The organism is Streptomyces sp. Je 1-4 4N24 (genome assembly GCF_026239515.1).
GTDB lineage: Bacteria > Actinomycetota > Actinomycetes > Streptomycetales > Streptomycetaceae > Streptomyces > Streptomyces nigrescens.
The window spans coordinates 7,357,192-7,370,827 of the sequence record NZ_CP110836.1 but is presented as its reverse complement, the minus strand read 5'-3'; the positions used below and the strand labels follow the sequence as shown (position 1 = coordinate 7,370,827).

Below are 13,636 nucleotides of genomic sequence, written 5' to 3'. Positions count from 1 at the left end.
GATCGCGCTTTTCGGCGTCTTCTGCGGCCGTGAAATTTCCGGTTGTCCGCACCGCATGCGGCGCCGACTTTTCCTCACCGGCCGTCACAGTCCGTCGTTGACTGAATAACAGGCCGTCACAGCCGCGAACGGCCTGGCGCCTCTCTCGAAATCGGCTCGCCCTCAGCCCAGTTGAGGGGCCTTGGCCCATCGCTCACCACCGACGAGAGTCCTGATGACCGTGACCGCATCCCGCCCCACCGGGCACCCCGGATACAGCGAGACCCTGCCCCGTGAACCCGAGAGCGCGGCCACCGCCCGGCGCCTGGTGCACGTCGCCTGCGCCACTTGGGGGTTGGAAGAACTGATCGAGCACGGCGCCCTTGTGGTGTCCGAGCTGGTTGCCAACGCCGTCCGGCATGCGCGTAGCCGGTCGATCCGGGTCACGGTCGCACGCCCCGGGGCGGCGTGTCTGCGGATCGGCGTCGTGGACAGGTCGAAGGTGCTCCCGGAGCCCCGTGAGCCGGGCGGCGTGGACGAGGGCGGGCGCGGTCTGGCGCTCGTGGCGGAGCTGGCCGACGACTGGGGCGCCGATCCGCTGCCGTGGGGCAAGCGGGTGTGGGCGGAGCTGCACGGGAAGGAACGCGGTTGAGCGGCGAGCGGAAGCCCCGGCAGATGGCCCCGGCTCGGTGGTGTGCGCCGGCCGGGGCTTCGCCAGTCCTGCTACGGCACCGGCGGCACGATGTCCGCGACATCGCGCTGGTGCGGGATCACGATTTCTTCCGGCTTCTGGAGGGCCACGGTGCGGGCCGGGGAGGGGATCCTGATGCCCTCGGTCCGGTAGCGCTGGTGCAGGCGCTTGATGAACTCGTGCTTGATCCGGTACTGGTCGCTGAACTCGCCGACGCCCAGGATCACCGTGAAGCTGATCCTGGAGTCGCCGAAGGTGTGGAAGCGGACGGCCGGTTCATGGTCGGGGTCGCCGCCGTCGACGTCCTTCATCACGCTCTCGATGACCTCCATGGTGACCCGCTCGACATGGCCGAGGTCGCTGTCGTAGCCGACGCCCACCTGCACCAGGATCGTCAACTTCTGTTCCGGGCGGGTGAAGTTGGTCATGTTGGTCCCGGCCAGCTGAGTGTTGGGGATGATCACCAGGTTGTTGGAGAGCTGCCGCACCACGGTGTTACGCCAGTTGACGTCGACGACATAGCCCTCCTCGCCGCTGCTGAGCCGGATGTAGTCACCGGGCTGCACGGTCTTCGAGGCGAGGATGTGCACGCCCGCGAAGAGGTTGGCGAGGGTGTCCTGGAGCGCGAGGGCGACGGCGAGGCCGCCCACGCCGAGTGCGGTGAGCAGCGGGGCGATGGAGATGCCCAGGGTCTGGAGGACCACCAGGAAGCCCATCGCCAGCACGATGATGCGGGTGATGTTGGCGAAAATTGTGGCCGATCCTGCCACCCCGGACCGGGACTGCGCGAGGGACTTCACCACTCCGGTGATCACCCGGGCCGCGGTGAGCGTGGCGACCAGGATGAGCAGCACCATCAGCGTGCGGTTGACGGTGTGTCCGACCGTCGGCGTCAGCGGCAGCGCCGCGGCAGCCGCCGCCAGACCGCCGGTGACCGCCGCCCAGGGCACCACCGCCCGCAGCGCGTCGACGACGATGTCGTCCCCGCTCCACCGGGTTTTGAGTGCGTGTTTGCCCAGCCACCGCAGGGTCCAACGCAGCAGCAGTCCGGCCACGATGCCGGCGGCGAGCGCGGCGCCGGCGACGATCAGGTCGTGCAGTGTCACAGCGCGGTTCACCGGCCGGCTCCTCCCGCGACCGGAAGGAGCGGACCTGCTATGAGCCGGATGTGATGTCTCGTCACCATGCCACCTGCTTGTCTCTAGGCCTGTGAAGGCGCCGGGACATCCGTGGACGTCCCGGCGCGAACTGCCATCCTGCCGTATGCGGTTCGGCGGGGAGAGAGTGGCTCGGGTGGATGCTCCGCACCACCGCCCTTCGGGGGCGGGACGAGGCGCCCCGGGGGTGACGAGAAGCCCCGGGGAGCGTGTGCGGAGGGGCTCAGTGCGCCTTCTGCGCCAGCCGCAGCAGATGGTCGGCGAGGGCCTGGCCGCCCGCCGGGTCGCGGCTGATGAGCATCAGGGTGTCGTCGCCGGCGATGGTGCCGAGGATGTCGTGGAGTTCGGCCTGGTCGATGGCCGAGGCCAGGAACTGGGCGGCGCCCGGCGGGGTGCGCAGGACCACGAGGTTGGCGGACGCCTCGGCGGAGATGAGGAGTTCGCTGGAGAGGCGGCGCATCCGCTCCTCCTTGGCGGACTCGCCCAGCGGCGCCCGTGGCTTGCGGTCGCCGCCCTCACTGGGCACCGCGTAGATCAGCTCACCGCCGGTGTTGCGGATCTTCACCGCGCCCAGTTCGTCCAGATCGCGGGAGAGCGTCGCCTGGGTGACGGACAGGCCGTCGTCGGCGAGCAGCTTGGCGAGCTGGCTCTGGGAGCGGACCGGCAGCCGGTTGAGGATGTCCACGATCCGGCGGTGGCGGGCGGTGCGGGTCTGCGGTACGGCCTGGCCACCGTTCTGCGCCTCGTTGTCCTGCGGCTCGGTCATCGTTGTCGTCAGTCTCCGGCTCGTCGTTCCCCGTCGGCCCCTTGGCGGGCCGTGTTGAGGACGGCGGGCAGCTTCCGGAGGAACTCCTCCGCTTCGTCGTCGGAGACGATCAGCGGCGGGGCGAGCCGGATGACGTCCGGCGCGACCGCGTTCACCAGGAGGCCCGCGTCCTGAGCCGCCTGCTGCACCTGCGGCGCCAGCGACTCCGTCAAGACGATACCCAGGAGCAGCCCCGCGCCGCGGACCTGGCTGACCAAGGGGTGCCCCAAGGCCTCCGTCCCGGTGCGCAGCCGCTCGCCCACGCGCTTGACGTTCTCCAGGATGCCGTCCGCCTCGATGGTGTCCAGGACGGCGAGGGCACCGGCGCAGACCACCGGGTTGCCGCTGAACGTCGAGCCGTGCGAACCGGGCGTGAGCAGGTCGGCGGCCGGTCCGAAGGCCAGCGTCGCGCCGATCGGCAGTCCGCCGCCGAGGCCCTTGGCCAGGGTGATGATGTCGGCCTCGACGCCCTGGGCCCGGGATTCCAGCCAGTTTCCGGTCCGGCCGATGCCGGTCTGGATCTCGTCGAGGACGAGCAGGGTGCCGGTGGCGGCGGTGATCTCGCGGGCGGCCTGGAGGTAGCCGGGCGGCGGGACGATGACGCCGTTCTCGCCCTGGACGGGCTCCAGGATGACGAAGGCGGTGTCGGTGGTGACGGCGGCGCGGAGGGCCTCGACGTCCCCGTACGGGACGTAGTCGACGTCGCCGGGAAGCGGGGCGAAGGGGGCCTGCTTGGCGGGCTGGCCGGTGAGCGCGAGGGCGCCCATGGTCCGGCCGTGGAAGCCGCCGGCGGTGGAGACCATATGGGTGCGCCCGGTCAGCCGGCCGATCTTGAAGGCGGCCTCGTTGGCCTCGGCGCCGGAGTTGGAGAAGTAGACCCGGCCGGGGCGCCCGGCCAGCGCGAGCAGGCGCTCGGCGAGGGCCACGGTGGGCTCGGCGACGAAGAAGTTCGAGACATGGCCGAGGGTGGCGACCTGGTCGGAGACCGCACGGACCACCGCCGGGTGGGCGTGGCCCAGGGCGTTGACGGCGATGCCGCCGAGGAAGTCGAGGTACTCCTTGCCGTCGGCGTCCCACACGGTGGTGCCCTCACCGCGGACCAGCGGGACGCGGGGGGTGCCGAAGTTGTCCATCATGGCGCCCTGCCAGCGCCCGGTGAGGCCTGCGTTGGTCTCCGGGCCGTGGGTCTGTGCCACGTCGCTCATGCCGCCCCCTCGATCGTGTTCGCGTCGGGCACGACCATCGTGCCGATTCCTTCGTCGGTGAAGATCTCCAGCAGGATCGAGTGCTGGACCCGCCCGTCGATGACCCGGGCGGTGTGCACCCCGTTGCGGACGGCGTGCAGACAGCCCCGCATCTTGGGGACCATGCCGCTGGCCAGGTCGGGCAGCAGCTTCTCCAGTTCGGTGGCGGTGAGGCGGGAGATCACCTCGTCGCTGTTCGGCCAGTCCTCGTAGAGGCCCTCGACGTCGGTGAGCACCATCAGGGTCTCGGCGCCGAGCGCGGCGGCCAGAGCGGCCGCGGCGGTGTCGGCGTTGACGTTGAAGACGCCCGAGGCACCGGAGGCGGCGTCCTCCGCGTCGCTGCTGCGGGCGATGGAGGAGATGACCGGGATCCGGCCGTCGTCCAGCATCGCCTGCACCGCGCCGGGGTCGATGGCGGTGATCTCGCCGACCCGGCCGATGTCCACCCGCTCGCCCTCGATGTCGGCGTAGTGCTTGGTCGCGGTCATCAGATGGGCGTCCTCGCCGGTCATGCCGACGGCGAGCGGACCGTGCTCGTTGAGCAGTCCGACCAGCTCACGCTGCACCTGGCCGGCCAGCACCATCCGGACGACGTTCATCGCCTCGGGGGTGGTGACCCGCAGACCGCCCTTGAACTCCGACTCCAGGCCGAGCAGGTCCAGCTGGGCGCTGATCTGCGGACCGCCGCCGTGCACGACGACGGGGCGCAGTCCGGCGTGCCGCAGGAAGACCACGTCCTGGGCGAAGGCGCGCTTGAGCTCCTCGTCGACCATGGCGTTGCCGCCGAACTTGATGACGACGGTCTTGCCGTGGTGGCGGGTCAGCCAGGGCAGCGCCTCGATGAGGGTGCGGGCCTTGGGCAGAGCCGTGTGCTTACGAGCACTCATGCGCCCGCCTCGCTTTCAACTGCTCGTACGTTCATGACGAGTACGCGCTGTTCTCGTGGACGTAGTCGGCGGTGAGGTCGTTGGCCCAGATGACCGCGGACTCGGTGCCGGCGGCGAGGTCGGCGGTGATGCGGACCTCCCGGTAGCGCATGTCGACCAGTTCGCGGTCCTCCCCCACCGAGCCGTTCTTGCAGACCCAGATGTCGTTGATGGCGACGTTCAGCTGGTCGGGCTCGAAGACGGCGGACGTGGTGCCGATGGCGGAGAGCACCCGGCCCCAGTTGGGGTCCTCGCCGTGGATGGCGCACTTGAGGAGGTTGTTGCGGGCGATGGAGCGGCCGACCTCGACGGCGTCGTCCTCGCTGACCGCGCCCACGACCTCGATCCTGATGTCCTTGCTGGCGCCCTCGGCGTCCCCGATCAGCTGCCGGGCGAGGTCGTCGCAGACCGTGCGCACCGCCTCGGCGAAGTCGTCGGCGGCCGGTACGACGCCGGAGGCTCCGGAGGCGAGCAGCAGCACCGTGTCGTTGGTCGACATACAGCCGTCGGAGTCGATGCGGTCGAAGGTGGTGCGGGTCGCGGCCCGCAGCGCCGTGTCGAGGTCCGCGGCCGGCAGATCGACGTCGGTGGTCAGGACGACGAGCATGGTGGCCAGGCCCGGGGCGAGCATGCCGGCGCCCTTGGCCATACCGCCGACGGTCCAGCCGTCCCGGCTCAGCTGCGAGGTCTTGTGCACGCTGTCCGTGGTCTTGATGGCGATCGCGGCCTTCTCGCCGCCGTGCCCGGTCAGTTCGGCCGCGGCCCGCTCGACTCCGGGCAGCAGCTTGTCCATCGGGAGCCGCAGGCCGATCAGTCCGGTGGAGGCGACCGCGACCTCTCCGGCGCTGTGGCCTTCGAGCACCTCGGCGACCTTCTCCGCGGTGGCATGGGTGTCCTGGAAGCCGAGCGGGCCCGTACAGGCGTTGGCGCCACCGGAGTTGAGGATGACGGCGGAGACCGTGCCGCCCTTGAGGACCTGCTCGGACCAGACGACGGGCGCCGCCTTGACGCGGTTGGAAGTGAAGACACCGGCGGCGGCGCGTCGGGGCCCGTTGTTCACCACGAGGGCGAGGTCCGGAATGCCGCCGCTCCCATTGGCAAGAGGGTCCTTGATCCCCGCGGCGATGCCCGCCGCCGTGAATCCCTGTGCTGCCGTCACGCTCACTGCTTGTCCTCCGTCGCTTCTCCGGTCCCGCCGGTCATGCCGTGCCGCCCCGCGCCGGTCCGGGTCACGGCGCGACCCCGACCTTCGGGAGCCCGGTCTCCTCGGGGAGGCCCAGGGCGATGTTCATGCTCTGCACCGCGCCGCCCGCCGTCCCCTTGGTGAGGTTGTCGAGGGCGCTGATCGCGATGATCCGGCCGGCCGCCGCGTCGAGGGTCACCTGGATCTGGGCGGTGTTGGAGCCGTACACGGCGGCGGTCGACGGCCACTGGCCCTCGGGCAGCAGCTGGACGAACGGCTCGTCGGCCAGCGCCTTCTCGTACGCGGCCCGTACGGCGGCGGCGTCCGCACCGGGCTTCGCCCGGGCCGAGCAGGTGGCGAGGATGCCACGCGACATCGGGGCCAGGGTCGGGGTGAAGGAGACGCTGATGCGCTCACCGGCCACCGCGCTCAGGTTCTGGATCATCTCGGGGGTGTGCCGGTGGCCGCCGCCGACGCCGTACGGGCTCATCGAGCCCATGACCTCGGAGCCCAGCAGATGCGGCTTGAGGGCCTTGCCCGCGCCGGAGGTGCCGGTGGCCGCGACGACCACGGCCTCGGGCTCGGCGAGCCGGTCCGCGTACGCGGGGAACAGGGCGAGCGAGACGGCGGTGGGGTAACAGCCCGGCACCGCGATGCGCCGGGTCCCCTGCAGCGCGGTGCGGCACCCGGGCAGCTCCGGGAGGCCGTACGGCCAGGTGCCCGCGTGGGCGGAGCCGTAGAACGTCTCCCAGTCCGTGGCGTCGCTCAGCCGGAAGTCGGCGCCGCAGTCCACGACGAGGACATCGGGCCCGAGCTCCTCGGCGACCGCGGCGGACTGGCCGTGCGGCAGCGCGAGGAAGACGACGTCGTGCCCGGCCAGGACCTCGGCGGAGGTCGCCTGGAGTTCCCGGTCGGCCAGCGGCACCAGATGCGGCTGCAGCGCCCCCAGGCGCTGCCCGGCGTTGGAGTGCCCGGTCAGCGCGCCGATCTCCACCTCCGGGTGCCCCAGAAGCAGGCGCAGCACTTCACCCCCGGCGTATCCGCTCGCACCGGCCACTGCTGCTCGTACCGTCATGGACCCTCCTTCTCGATGGCATGACTATACGGATTCCAGCAGTTTTATGCAATGACCTGAGTGCCGCTCCGAGGGCGGCGGCCTCCGGACACACCGCGACCGCCGCCCCCGGTCAGGGGCGGTGTGCCGGCCGCACGCGTCAGGCGTGCTGCGGAATCTCGTCCTTCAGTGACGCCCTGATCTGTTCCCGCAGCTCCGGGCCATCCGTGTGGCCGTGGACGGAAACGGCGTGCTCGCTGGCGGCGCGGACCACTTCCTCCTCCTCGCCGACGATCACGAGGGTGCAGTTCATCTCGCTCGGGTAGTCCCGGCAGTCGATCTTCTTCCGCATGGTGCACCTCCTCCTCACCCAGTGTCGGCCGCTCGCCGTCCCCGGTCGTATACGGCGAATCCCGTATGGCGCGCGGGGCGGCCGGACTGCTGCAGTGAGAGAGGACGAGGAGGTGAGGGCCATGGCGACGTCCGCCGAGGTCACCTCGGGCGCGGCCCCGGACCAGGACCGGGTGCAGGCGTTCCTGGAGAGAGTGATCACCGACGCCGGTGCCGCGGTCGCGGGTCTGTGCACCTCGCTCGGCGACCGGCTGGGCCTGTACACGGCCATGGCCGGTGCCGGTCCGCTCACCTCCGCACAGCTCGCCGCCCGCACCGGGCTGGCCGAGCGCTACGTCCGCGAATGGCTGGCCGCCCAGGTCGCCGGCGAGTACGTCAGCTATGCGCCGGACACCGGCACCTACCTGCTGCCCGCCGAGCACGCCGCGGTCCTGGCGGACCCGGAACTGCCCACGTACGCGGCGGGTTTCTTCACCGCGATGCAGGCGCTGTACGCCACCGAGGACACCCTCATGGAGGCGTTCCGCACCGGCGAGGGCGTCGGCTGGGAGGAACACGGCCCGGCGCTGTTCGCCGGCACCGCGAAGTTCTTCCGCCCCGGCTACGCGGCCGCCCTGGTCCCGGAGTGGCTGACCGCGCTGGACGGGGTGGTGGAGAAGCTGGAACGCGGCGCGCGCGTCGCGGACGTCGGCTGCGGCTACGGCTACTCCACGACGCTGATGGCCCGGGCCTTCCCCCGGTCGCACTTCCACGGCTTCGACTTCCACCGACCGTCCATCGAGGCGGCCCGCGGTATCGCGGACGAGGCGGGGCTGGGCGACCGGGTCAGCTTCGAGGTCGCCACCGCCCAGGACTTCCCGGGCGAGGACTTCGACCTGATCACGTTCTTCGACTGTCTGCACGACACCGGCGATCCGGGCGGTGCGCTGCACCACGCCGAGGAGACCCTGGCCGACGGCGGGACCTGCATGGTCGTCGAGCCGAACGCCTCGGCGAACGCCCAGGAGAACACCAACCCCGTCGGCCGGGCGCTGACCGCCGCCTCGGTCGCCGTCTGCCTGCCGTCCGCGCTGGCCCAGCACGGTCCGCGGGCACTGGGAAACCACGCGGGTGAGGAGGCGATGCGGGAGATCGCCGACGAGGCCGGACTCCACCACTGGCGACTCGCCGCAGAGAGCCCCGTCAACCGCGTCTATGCCGTCGGGCGTTAAGGCGCCTGACGCGCCCGGCCGGTCTTCCCCCGGCCGGCCGGGTGGCCCTCGCTTGACGGGCCCCTGCCCCCTCGGCACGCTGGACACATGACCGCGGCCGCGGAGGCCGGCCTGCGACGCATTCTCGCCGTCGTGGACCTCCTGATCGATGCCGTCGACGAGGAGACCCTTGTTCCGGCACTGCTCCCGCTGCTGCTCGGCGCCGTCCCCGGCGACAGCATCATCTGGTCCCCCCGCGCCGGCTCCGCCGACCGCCCGCTCACGCTGCCCGCCGGTCTGCTGACCCCGGACGTACAGGCAGCGTTCGCCCGGGAGGCGGCGGCGGACTCCCTGGTCACCCACACCACTCTCGGCTCCGGCGTCCCGATGCGCCGCTCCACGCTGCAGACCCGCGCCGAGTTCCACGCCCTCGCCGCCTACGCCGATGTCTACCGGCCGTGCGGCGCCGAGCAGCAGCTCGCGATGTCGTTCCCCGCGGGCTACGCCGCCGGCCGGCCGCGCACGGTCTGTGTGGCGATCAACCGCAACGGCAGCGACTTCTCCGACGACGATGTGGCGGCCGCCGCCCTGCTGCGCACCCGGCTCAGCCGCGTACTCCACCGGCTCGCCCCGCCGACGTCCCCGCCCTCCCCCGTCACCCACCGCGAGTCGGCCGTACTCGTGCTGCTCGCCCGGGGTCTGACGAACCAGCAGATCGCCCACCGGCTGGCGATCAGCCCGCGCACCGTCGACAAGCACCTGGAGCACGCCTACGCCAAACTGCGGGTGAGCGGCCGGGTCGAGGCGGCGAACGCCTGGCTGACCCGCGATCAGGCGGCGGTGCGCCTCGGGCCGTAGGGCCGCCTCGCGGATCAGCCCTGGGGAGCCGCCTTGCGGATCAGCCGTCGAGCCGCTCCGGGTCGGCGGCCAGCGACTCCCAGAACTCGGCATGGGCCCGCTCGTGCAGCGCACCCAGCCGCAGCAGCCGTGCGCGGGAGCGCTGCCGGGAGTCCGCCGGCGGATCGAGCGCGCCGCGCAACGACTCGTAGTGCGCGAGCCACTTCCGGTGCCGCTCGGCCTGCTGAGCGGCCAGCGCGACGATGTCCGCCGGGTCGCCGAGATCGGCGAAGAACAGCTTCAGCTGCGCCGGGTCACGGGTTTCCGCCTCGGGCGTGTCCGGGTCGGCCAGCCAGCGCTCCAGGGCGGCGCGGCCGGCGTCGGTGAGGTGGAAGATCCGCCGGCGACGGCCCGCCGCCTCGGCCTCCTCCCACAGCAGGCCGGCCTGCGCCAGCTCCGCCGGAATCCGGTAGAGCTGCGCATGCAGGATCGGCCAGAAGGGCTGGATGTCGTCCTCGACCCGGGCCTTGAGCTCGTACGGCGTCATCGGCCCGTGCCGGGCGATCAGACCGAGCACGACATATCTCGCCGGGGTGAACTCCGCCATCCGCCGCCCCTCGCTCCCCTTGACACCATCTCAATGAGACCATACCGTCCATCCCGCCGAGACCATATCAATGAGAGGGTGGCGTACCGGATGCCGGGAAACGGGGGCTGCGGAGTGGACGCAGGAGATCTGAGGGGCGCGAAGGAGGACGCGGGAGGACCGATGGGTGGGGCGGGGGCCGGGGTGGAGCCCGGGATGCGCCCGTATGTCCATCCGGAACTGGCCCCCGTCCTCGCCGCGTTGCCGGAGCGGCCGGAGAATCCGTACGCCGACGTCGCGGCGGTCCGCGCCGGGTTCCGGGCGCTGATGGCACCGCGGATGCCCGCCCACGACCCCCGGGTCACCGTCCGGCACACCTCCGTCCCCGGGCCGGACGGCAACACCATCGAGGTGCAGGTACTGCGCCCGGCCGGGGCCGAGGGGGTGCTGCCGGGGGTGCTCTATGTGCACGGGGGCGGCTTCGTGTACGGGGAGCTGGACGGGCCCGGCCCCATGGCGCGCGATGCCTGTGCCGCCGCCGGTGCGGTCGTGGTCAATGTCCACTACCGGCTGGCGCCCGAGCACCCGTATCCGGCCGGTGTCGAGGACTGCTACGCCGTACTGGAGTGGATGGCCGCGGCCGCGGGTGAACTCGGCCTCGACGCCGGGCGGATCGCCGTCACCGGGGCGTCCGCGGGCGGCTGTCTGAGCGCCGCTCTGTGCCTGATGGCCCGCGACCGCCGGGGACCGCGGATCGCCTTCCAGTGCCTGCTGGTCCCCTGCCTCGACGACCGGGGCGGTACCGCCTCGGCCCGGCGGGTCGACGACCGCCGCATCGCCAACGGCCTCGGTATACGGCACACCTGGGACACCTACCTGGGCCCCGGCCGCGGCCCCGACGTCCCCGCCTATGCCGCGCCCGCCCGCGCCACCGACCTCTCCGGCCTCCCGCCCGCCTACCTCCTCACCTGCGGACTCGACCCACTGCGGGACGAAGGACTCGACTACGCCCGCCGGTTGACGGAGGCCGATGTGCCGGTCGAGGTCAAGGACGTCCCCGGCGCCTGGCACTTCTTCGAGGCGTACGCACCACAGAGCCGCCCGGCGCGACGGACCACGGCGCACTGGCTGGGCGCACTGCGCAGCGCGCTGACGGAGGACGACGCGTAGCCCGCCGCTCCCGGCGGCTCGTGCGGCTCGTGCGGCTCCCGCCGATGAGTTTCCGTACCCGCCGGGGTCTACCCGTCGGACAGGGATTCCGGCGCCGCGGCGCCGTCCGACGGGAGGTTCCCTCATGACCACCGACATCGAGCGCACGACGGACGAGGCACAGATCCGGGAGCTGCTGGCGGACCGGGCGGAGGCGACGAAGGAGCGGGACGCCCGGCGGTTCCTGGCGTCCTGTGCGCCGGACCTCGTGGACTTCAGCCTCGCTCCCCCGCTGCAGTACAAGGGGCCCGAGGCACTGGACCAGCAGGCCGTCGAGGCCTGGTACGCGACCTGGGACGGGCCGATCGAGGTGACGCTCACCCAGGTCGAGATCACGGTCGGCGGCGATGTCGCGTTCGGCCACAGCATCAACCGGATGCACGGCACGAAGACCGGCGGCTTCGAGGTGGAGCTGTGGAGCCGCTCCACCGTCGGCCTCCGCAAGACCGACGGCGCCTGGAAGATCACGCATACGCACGACTCGGTGCCGTTCCTGATGGACGGGTCGGGGCTGGCCGCCCTGGACCTCAAGCCGTAGGGCGGGCCCCCGGCCGGCGCCGGTCAGCGGGGCAGGGAGTGGCGCCGGTAGGTGACCAGGTTGTGGCGGACGCCGGTGACCTCGACGGTCAGATGGCGGTCCAGGCCGATGGGGAAGTGCGCCGTACAGCGGACCTCGTCGTTCCGTACCGGCCGCAGGTCACCGGAGCAGTGCACCGCGTCGGGCCCGTTACGGAAGGGGAGGGCGAGCTGGCCGCTGATGGTTCTGGCGATCTCGGTGCGCAGCACGGTGTGGGTGCCGCCGTCGACCTCGCTGGTGGCGTCGCGGTCGCGGAGCCGGGCGGCGGCGAGCGCGAGCACGCCCGCCACGGCGAGGGCCGCGAGGAGACCGAGGACGAGGGCGCGCCGTGGCGGAGGTGGGCTCACCGCCGTCAGCTCCGGTCGCCGCGGGTGCGCCGGCGGCGGGCCAGGGCGCCCCAGCCGGCCGCGGCCAGCAGCACCACTCCGCTGAGCGCCGTGGCCGCCCGGCCGGAGCCGGCCGCGCCGCCGAGGCCGGTGTCCGCGCCGCCCTGCGGAACGATCTCACCGGCGTCACCGGAGACGACCATGGTGCCCGTGACGGTCTTACGGCCGGCGCCGTGTTCCTGGCCGCGCCCTCCGCCGTCAACGTCCCCGCGCTCCGTGCCGTATGCCTCGCCCTGTTCCTCGTCGCCGGTCCGGTCCGTGTCCGTGGCACTCTGCCGGGCCCCGGACGTGCTGCCGCAGGTGATGGTGACCCGGTACGAGCCGGGCGCGGTGCCCTCCGGCATGATCGCGCTGCCGCCCATCCGGTCGCTCCGGGGGCTCAGCTGCATCGCGGGGATGTCCGCGCCGTCGAAGGCGGCCTCCGCGGTGTCGCCCGAGCAGGTGCCGCCGTCGTGGACGGAGAAGGCGCCGCCCGGTGCCACCGGGTCGGGCTCGACGACCACCGCGTGCGAGGTGTCCACGGCGGAGACGGTGTCGGTCACCGTCCCGGAGACGGCCTCGGTGGCGGCGTCGGCACCGTCGCCGTCACCGAAGAGCATGACGGACACCGCCAGCGCGCCGGCCGCCAGGGCGTACAGAGGAATGTGGCGTATGTGCATAAACCGAGAGAAGCGCCCGGCCCGGCGGTACGCACCTCGATGGGGTGCGCCGCCCGGGTCCAACTGCCCCGGAAGACGCCCGTCTTCTGCGTCTTTCCGCAGGTCACACGGGTGCGTGCGCCCCGGACGGCGGAACCGGACGGCTGGGCTTTCCGGGTGGTGCGCCCGGGCGGCCCGGTCGCGGCTACAGCGGGCGGCGCCGCGTAACGGGGCGCCGCCTCACGCCTCCAGCAGGAGGTCCCACTTGCCGGACCGGCCCGTGAGGGTGGTCACCGAGAGCGGCTGGACATCGATACGCCAGTACGCGTGCGGCGGTGCCTGGAACACATAGACCAGGGCGGCCCGGACGACGGCGGGTTCGGCGACCGCGAGCAGCCCGGCGGCGTCGTCGGCCGGCCGGGTGTCCAGCCAGCCGCCGATCCGGGTGATGAACTCCAGCAGCGACTCCCCGCCGTGCGGTGCGGAGCGCGGATCGGCCAGCCAGGCTTCCACCGCGCGGGGTTCGGCGGCGGTCACCTCGCCCAGCGTGCGGCCGCGCCAGCGCCCCATGTCGCAGTCGCGCAGGGCCGGCTGGGCGAGCGGGCGCAGGCCGAGGGCCTCACCGGTCTGCCGGCAGCGGGCGGACGGCGAGCAGTAGCGGAGTTCGGCGGCGGCGAGCCGGCACAGGACGGGGGCCGCCCGCTCCGCCTCGTGCCATCCGGCGGCGTCGAGGGGGCGGTCGTCGTCGAACCGCGTCTCCAGCAGCGAGGAGTTACGGGCCGCGGCCAGCAGCTTGAGTCGAACGCTCATGCGCCGATGGTAA

16 protein-coding genes are annotated in these 13,636 nt (G+C 72.4%); 5 read left to right on the top strand and 11 right to left on the bottom strand.

Annotation, left to right across the window (positions count from 1 at the left end; genetic code table 11):
- The first annotated feature begins 214 nt into the window (after positions 1–214).
- Positions 215–631, top strand: coding sequence for an ATP-binding protein (locus SLV14N_RS32170; RefSeq protein ID WP_263272154.1), 417 nt, complete (start codon positions 215–217; stop codon positions 629–631).
- A gap of 71 nt (positions 632–702) precedes the next feature.
- On the opposite strand, the gene SLV14N_RS32165 is transcribed toward SLV14N_RS32170, so the two are convergent.
- The 7 genes from SLV14N_RS32165 to SLV14N_RS32135 all read right to left on the bottom strand — a co-directional run bounded on the left by SLV14N_RS32165 (position 703) and on the right by SLV14N_RS32135 (position 7,391).
- Positions 703–1,788, bottom strand: a complete 1,086-nt coding sequence (locus tag SLV14N_RS32165) for a mechanosensitive ion channel family protein (RefSeq protein WP_263272152.1) — start codon at positions 1,786–1,788, stop codon at positions 703–705.
- A gap of 262 nt (positions 1,789–2,050) precedes the next feature.
- Positions 2,051–2,593: an arginine repressor gene (locus SLV14N_RS32160; protein ID WP_018087696.1), complete on the bottom strand. Its 543-nt coding sequence runs from the start codon at positions 2,591–2,593 to the stop codon at positions 2,051–2,053.
- A gap of 8 nt (positions 2,594–2,601) precedes the next feature.
- The gene (locus SLV14N_RS32155; protein WP_208685810.1) at positions 2,602–3,837 is read right to left on the bottom strand and encodes an acetylornithine transaminase; all 1,236 of its coding nucleotides are present in this window, start codon (positions 3,835–3,837) and stop codon (positions 2,602–2,604) included.
- The gene (gene argB, locus SLV14N_RS32150; RefSeq protein ID WP_208685809.1) at positions 3,834–4,763 is read right to left on the bottom strand and encodes an acetylglutamate kinase; all 930 of its coding nucleotides are present in this window, start codon (positions 4,761–4,763) and stop codon (positions 3,834–3,836) included. Before argB ends, SLV14N_RS32155 begins: the two co-directional genes overlap by 4 nt.
- Positions 4,764–4,794: 31 nt before the next feature.
- Positions 4,795–5,967 carry a bifunctional glutamate N-acetyltransferase/amino-acid acetyltransferase ArgJ gene (gene argJ / locus SLV14N_RS32145; protein ID WP_263272149.1) on the bottom strand — a complete coding sequence of 391 codons (1,173 nt, stop codon included), beginning with the start codon at positions 5,965–5,967 and terminating at the stop codon, positions 4,795–4,797.
- A gap of 64 nt (positions 5,968–6,031) precedes the next feature.
- On the bottom strand, positions 6,032–7,060 hold the full coding sequence (argC, locus tag SLV14N_RS32140; RefSeq protein WP_208685807.1) for an N-acetyl-gamma-glutamyl-phosphate reductase: 1,029 nt from the start codon (positions 7,058–7,060) through the stop codon (positions 6,032–6,034).
- Between the two features lie 139 nt (positions 7,061–7,199).
- A complete protein-coding gene (locus SLV14N_RS32135) occupies positions 7,200–7,391 on the bottom strand; it encodes a DUF1059 domain-containing protein (RefSeq protein WP_208685806.1) in 192 nt (63 codons plus the stop codon).
- Positions 7,392–7,512: 121 nt separating this feature from the next.
- On the opposite strand from SLV14N_RS32135, the gene SLV14N_RS32130 reads away from it, so the two are divergent.
- Positions 7,513–8,601: a methyltransferase domain-containing protein gene (locus SLV14N_RS32130; RefSeq protein ID WP_263272147.1), complete on the top strand. Its 1,089-nt coding sequence runs from the start codon at positions 7,513–7,515 to the stop codon at positions 8,599–8,601.
- 87 nt (positions 8,602–8,688) lie between these two features.
- Positions 8,689–9,438: a helix-turn-helix transcriptional regulator gene (locus SLV14N_RS32125; RefSeq protein WP_208685804.1), complete on the top strand. Its 750-nt coding sequence runs from the start codon at positions 8,689–8,691 to the stop codon at positions 9,436–9,438.
- A gap of 40 nt (positions 9,439–9,478) precedes the next feature.
- On the opposite strand, the gene SLV14N_RS32120 is transcribed toward SLV14N_RS32125, so the two are convergent.
- A complete protein-coding gene (locus SLV14N_RS32120; RefSeq protein ID WP_263272145.1) occupies positions 9,479–10,024 on the bottom strand; it encodes a PadR family transcriptional regulator in 546 nt (181 codons plus the stop codon).
- A gap of 195 nt (positions 10,025–10,219) precedes the next feature.
- On the opposite strand from SLV14N_RS32120, the gene SLV14N_RS32115 reads away from it, so the two are divergent.
- Positions 10,220–11,173: an alpha/beta hydrolase gene (locus tag SLV14N_RS32115; protein ID WP_263272143.1), complete on the top strand. Its 954-nt coding sequence runs from the start codon at positions 10,220–10,222 to the stop codon at positions 11,171–11,173.
- 124 nt (positions 11,174–11,297) lie between these two features.
- Complete coding sequence (locus SLV14N_RS32110; RefSeq protein ID WP_208685800.1) at positions 11,298–11,750, top strand: nuclear transport factor 2 family protein; 453 nt, start codon at positions 11,298–11,300, stop codon at positions 11,748–11,750.
- 23 nt (positions 11,751–11,773) lie between these two features.
- Here SLV14N_RS32110 and SLV14N_RS32105 read toward each other — a convergent pair whose 3' ends face one another.
- The 3 genes from SLV14N_RS32105 to SLV14N_RS32095 form a co-directional block, all read right to left on the bottom strand.
- Positions 11,774–12,136 (bottom strand): DUF4333 domain-containing protein, encoded by a 363-nt coding sequence (locus tag SLV14N_RS32105; protein WP_208685798.1) that lies wholly within the window; start codon positions 12,134–12,136, stop codon positions 11,774–11,776.
- Between the two features lie 5 nt (positions 12,137–12,141).
- Positions 12,142–12,834 (bottom strand): hypothetical protein, encoded by a 693-nt coding sequence (locus tag SLV14N_RS32100; RefSeq protein WP_263272140.1) that lies wholly within the window; start codon positions 12,832–12,834, stop codon positions 12,142–12,144.
- Positions 12,835–13,053: 219 nt separating this feature from the next.
- On the bottom strand, positions 13,054–13,623 hold the full coding sequence (locus tag SLV14N_RS32095; protein WP_018087714.1) for a histidine phosphatase family protein: 570 nt from the start codon (positions 13,621–13,623) through the stop codon (positions 13,054–13,056).
- Positions 13,624–13,636: the final 13 nt, after the last annotated feature.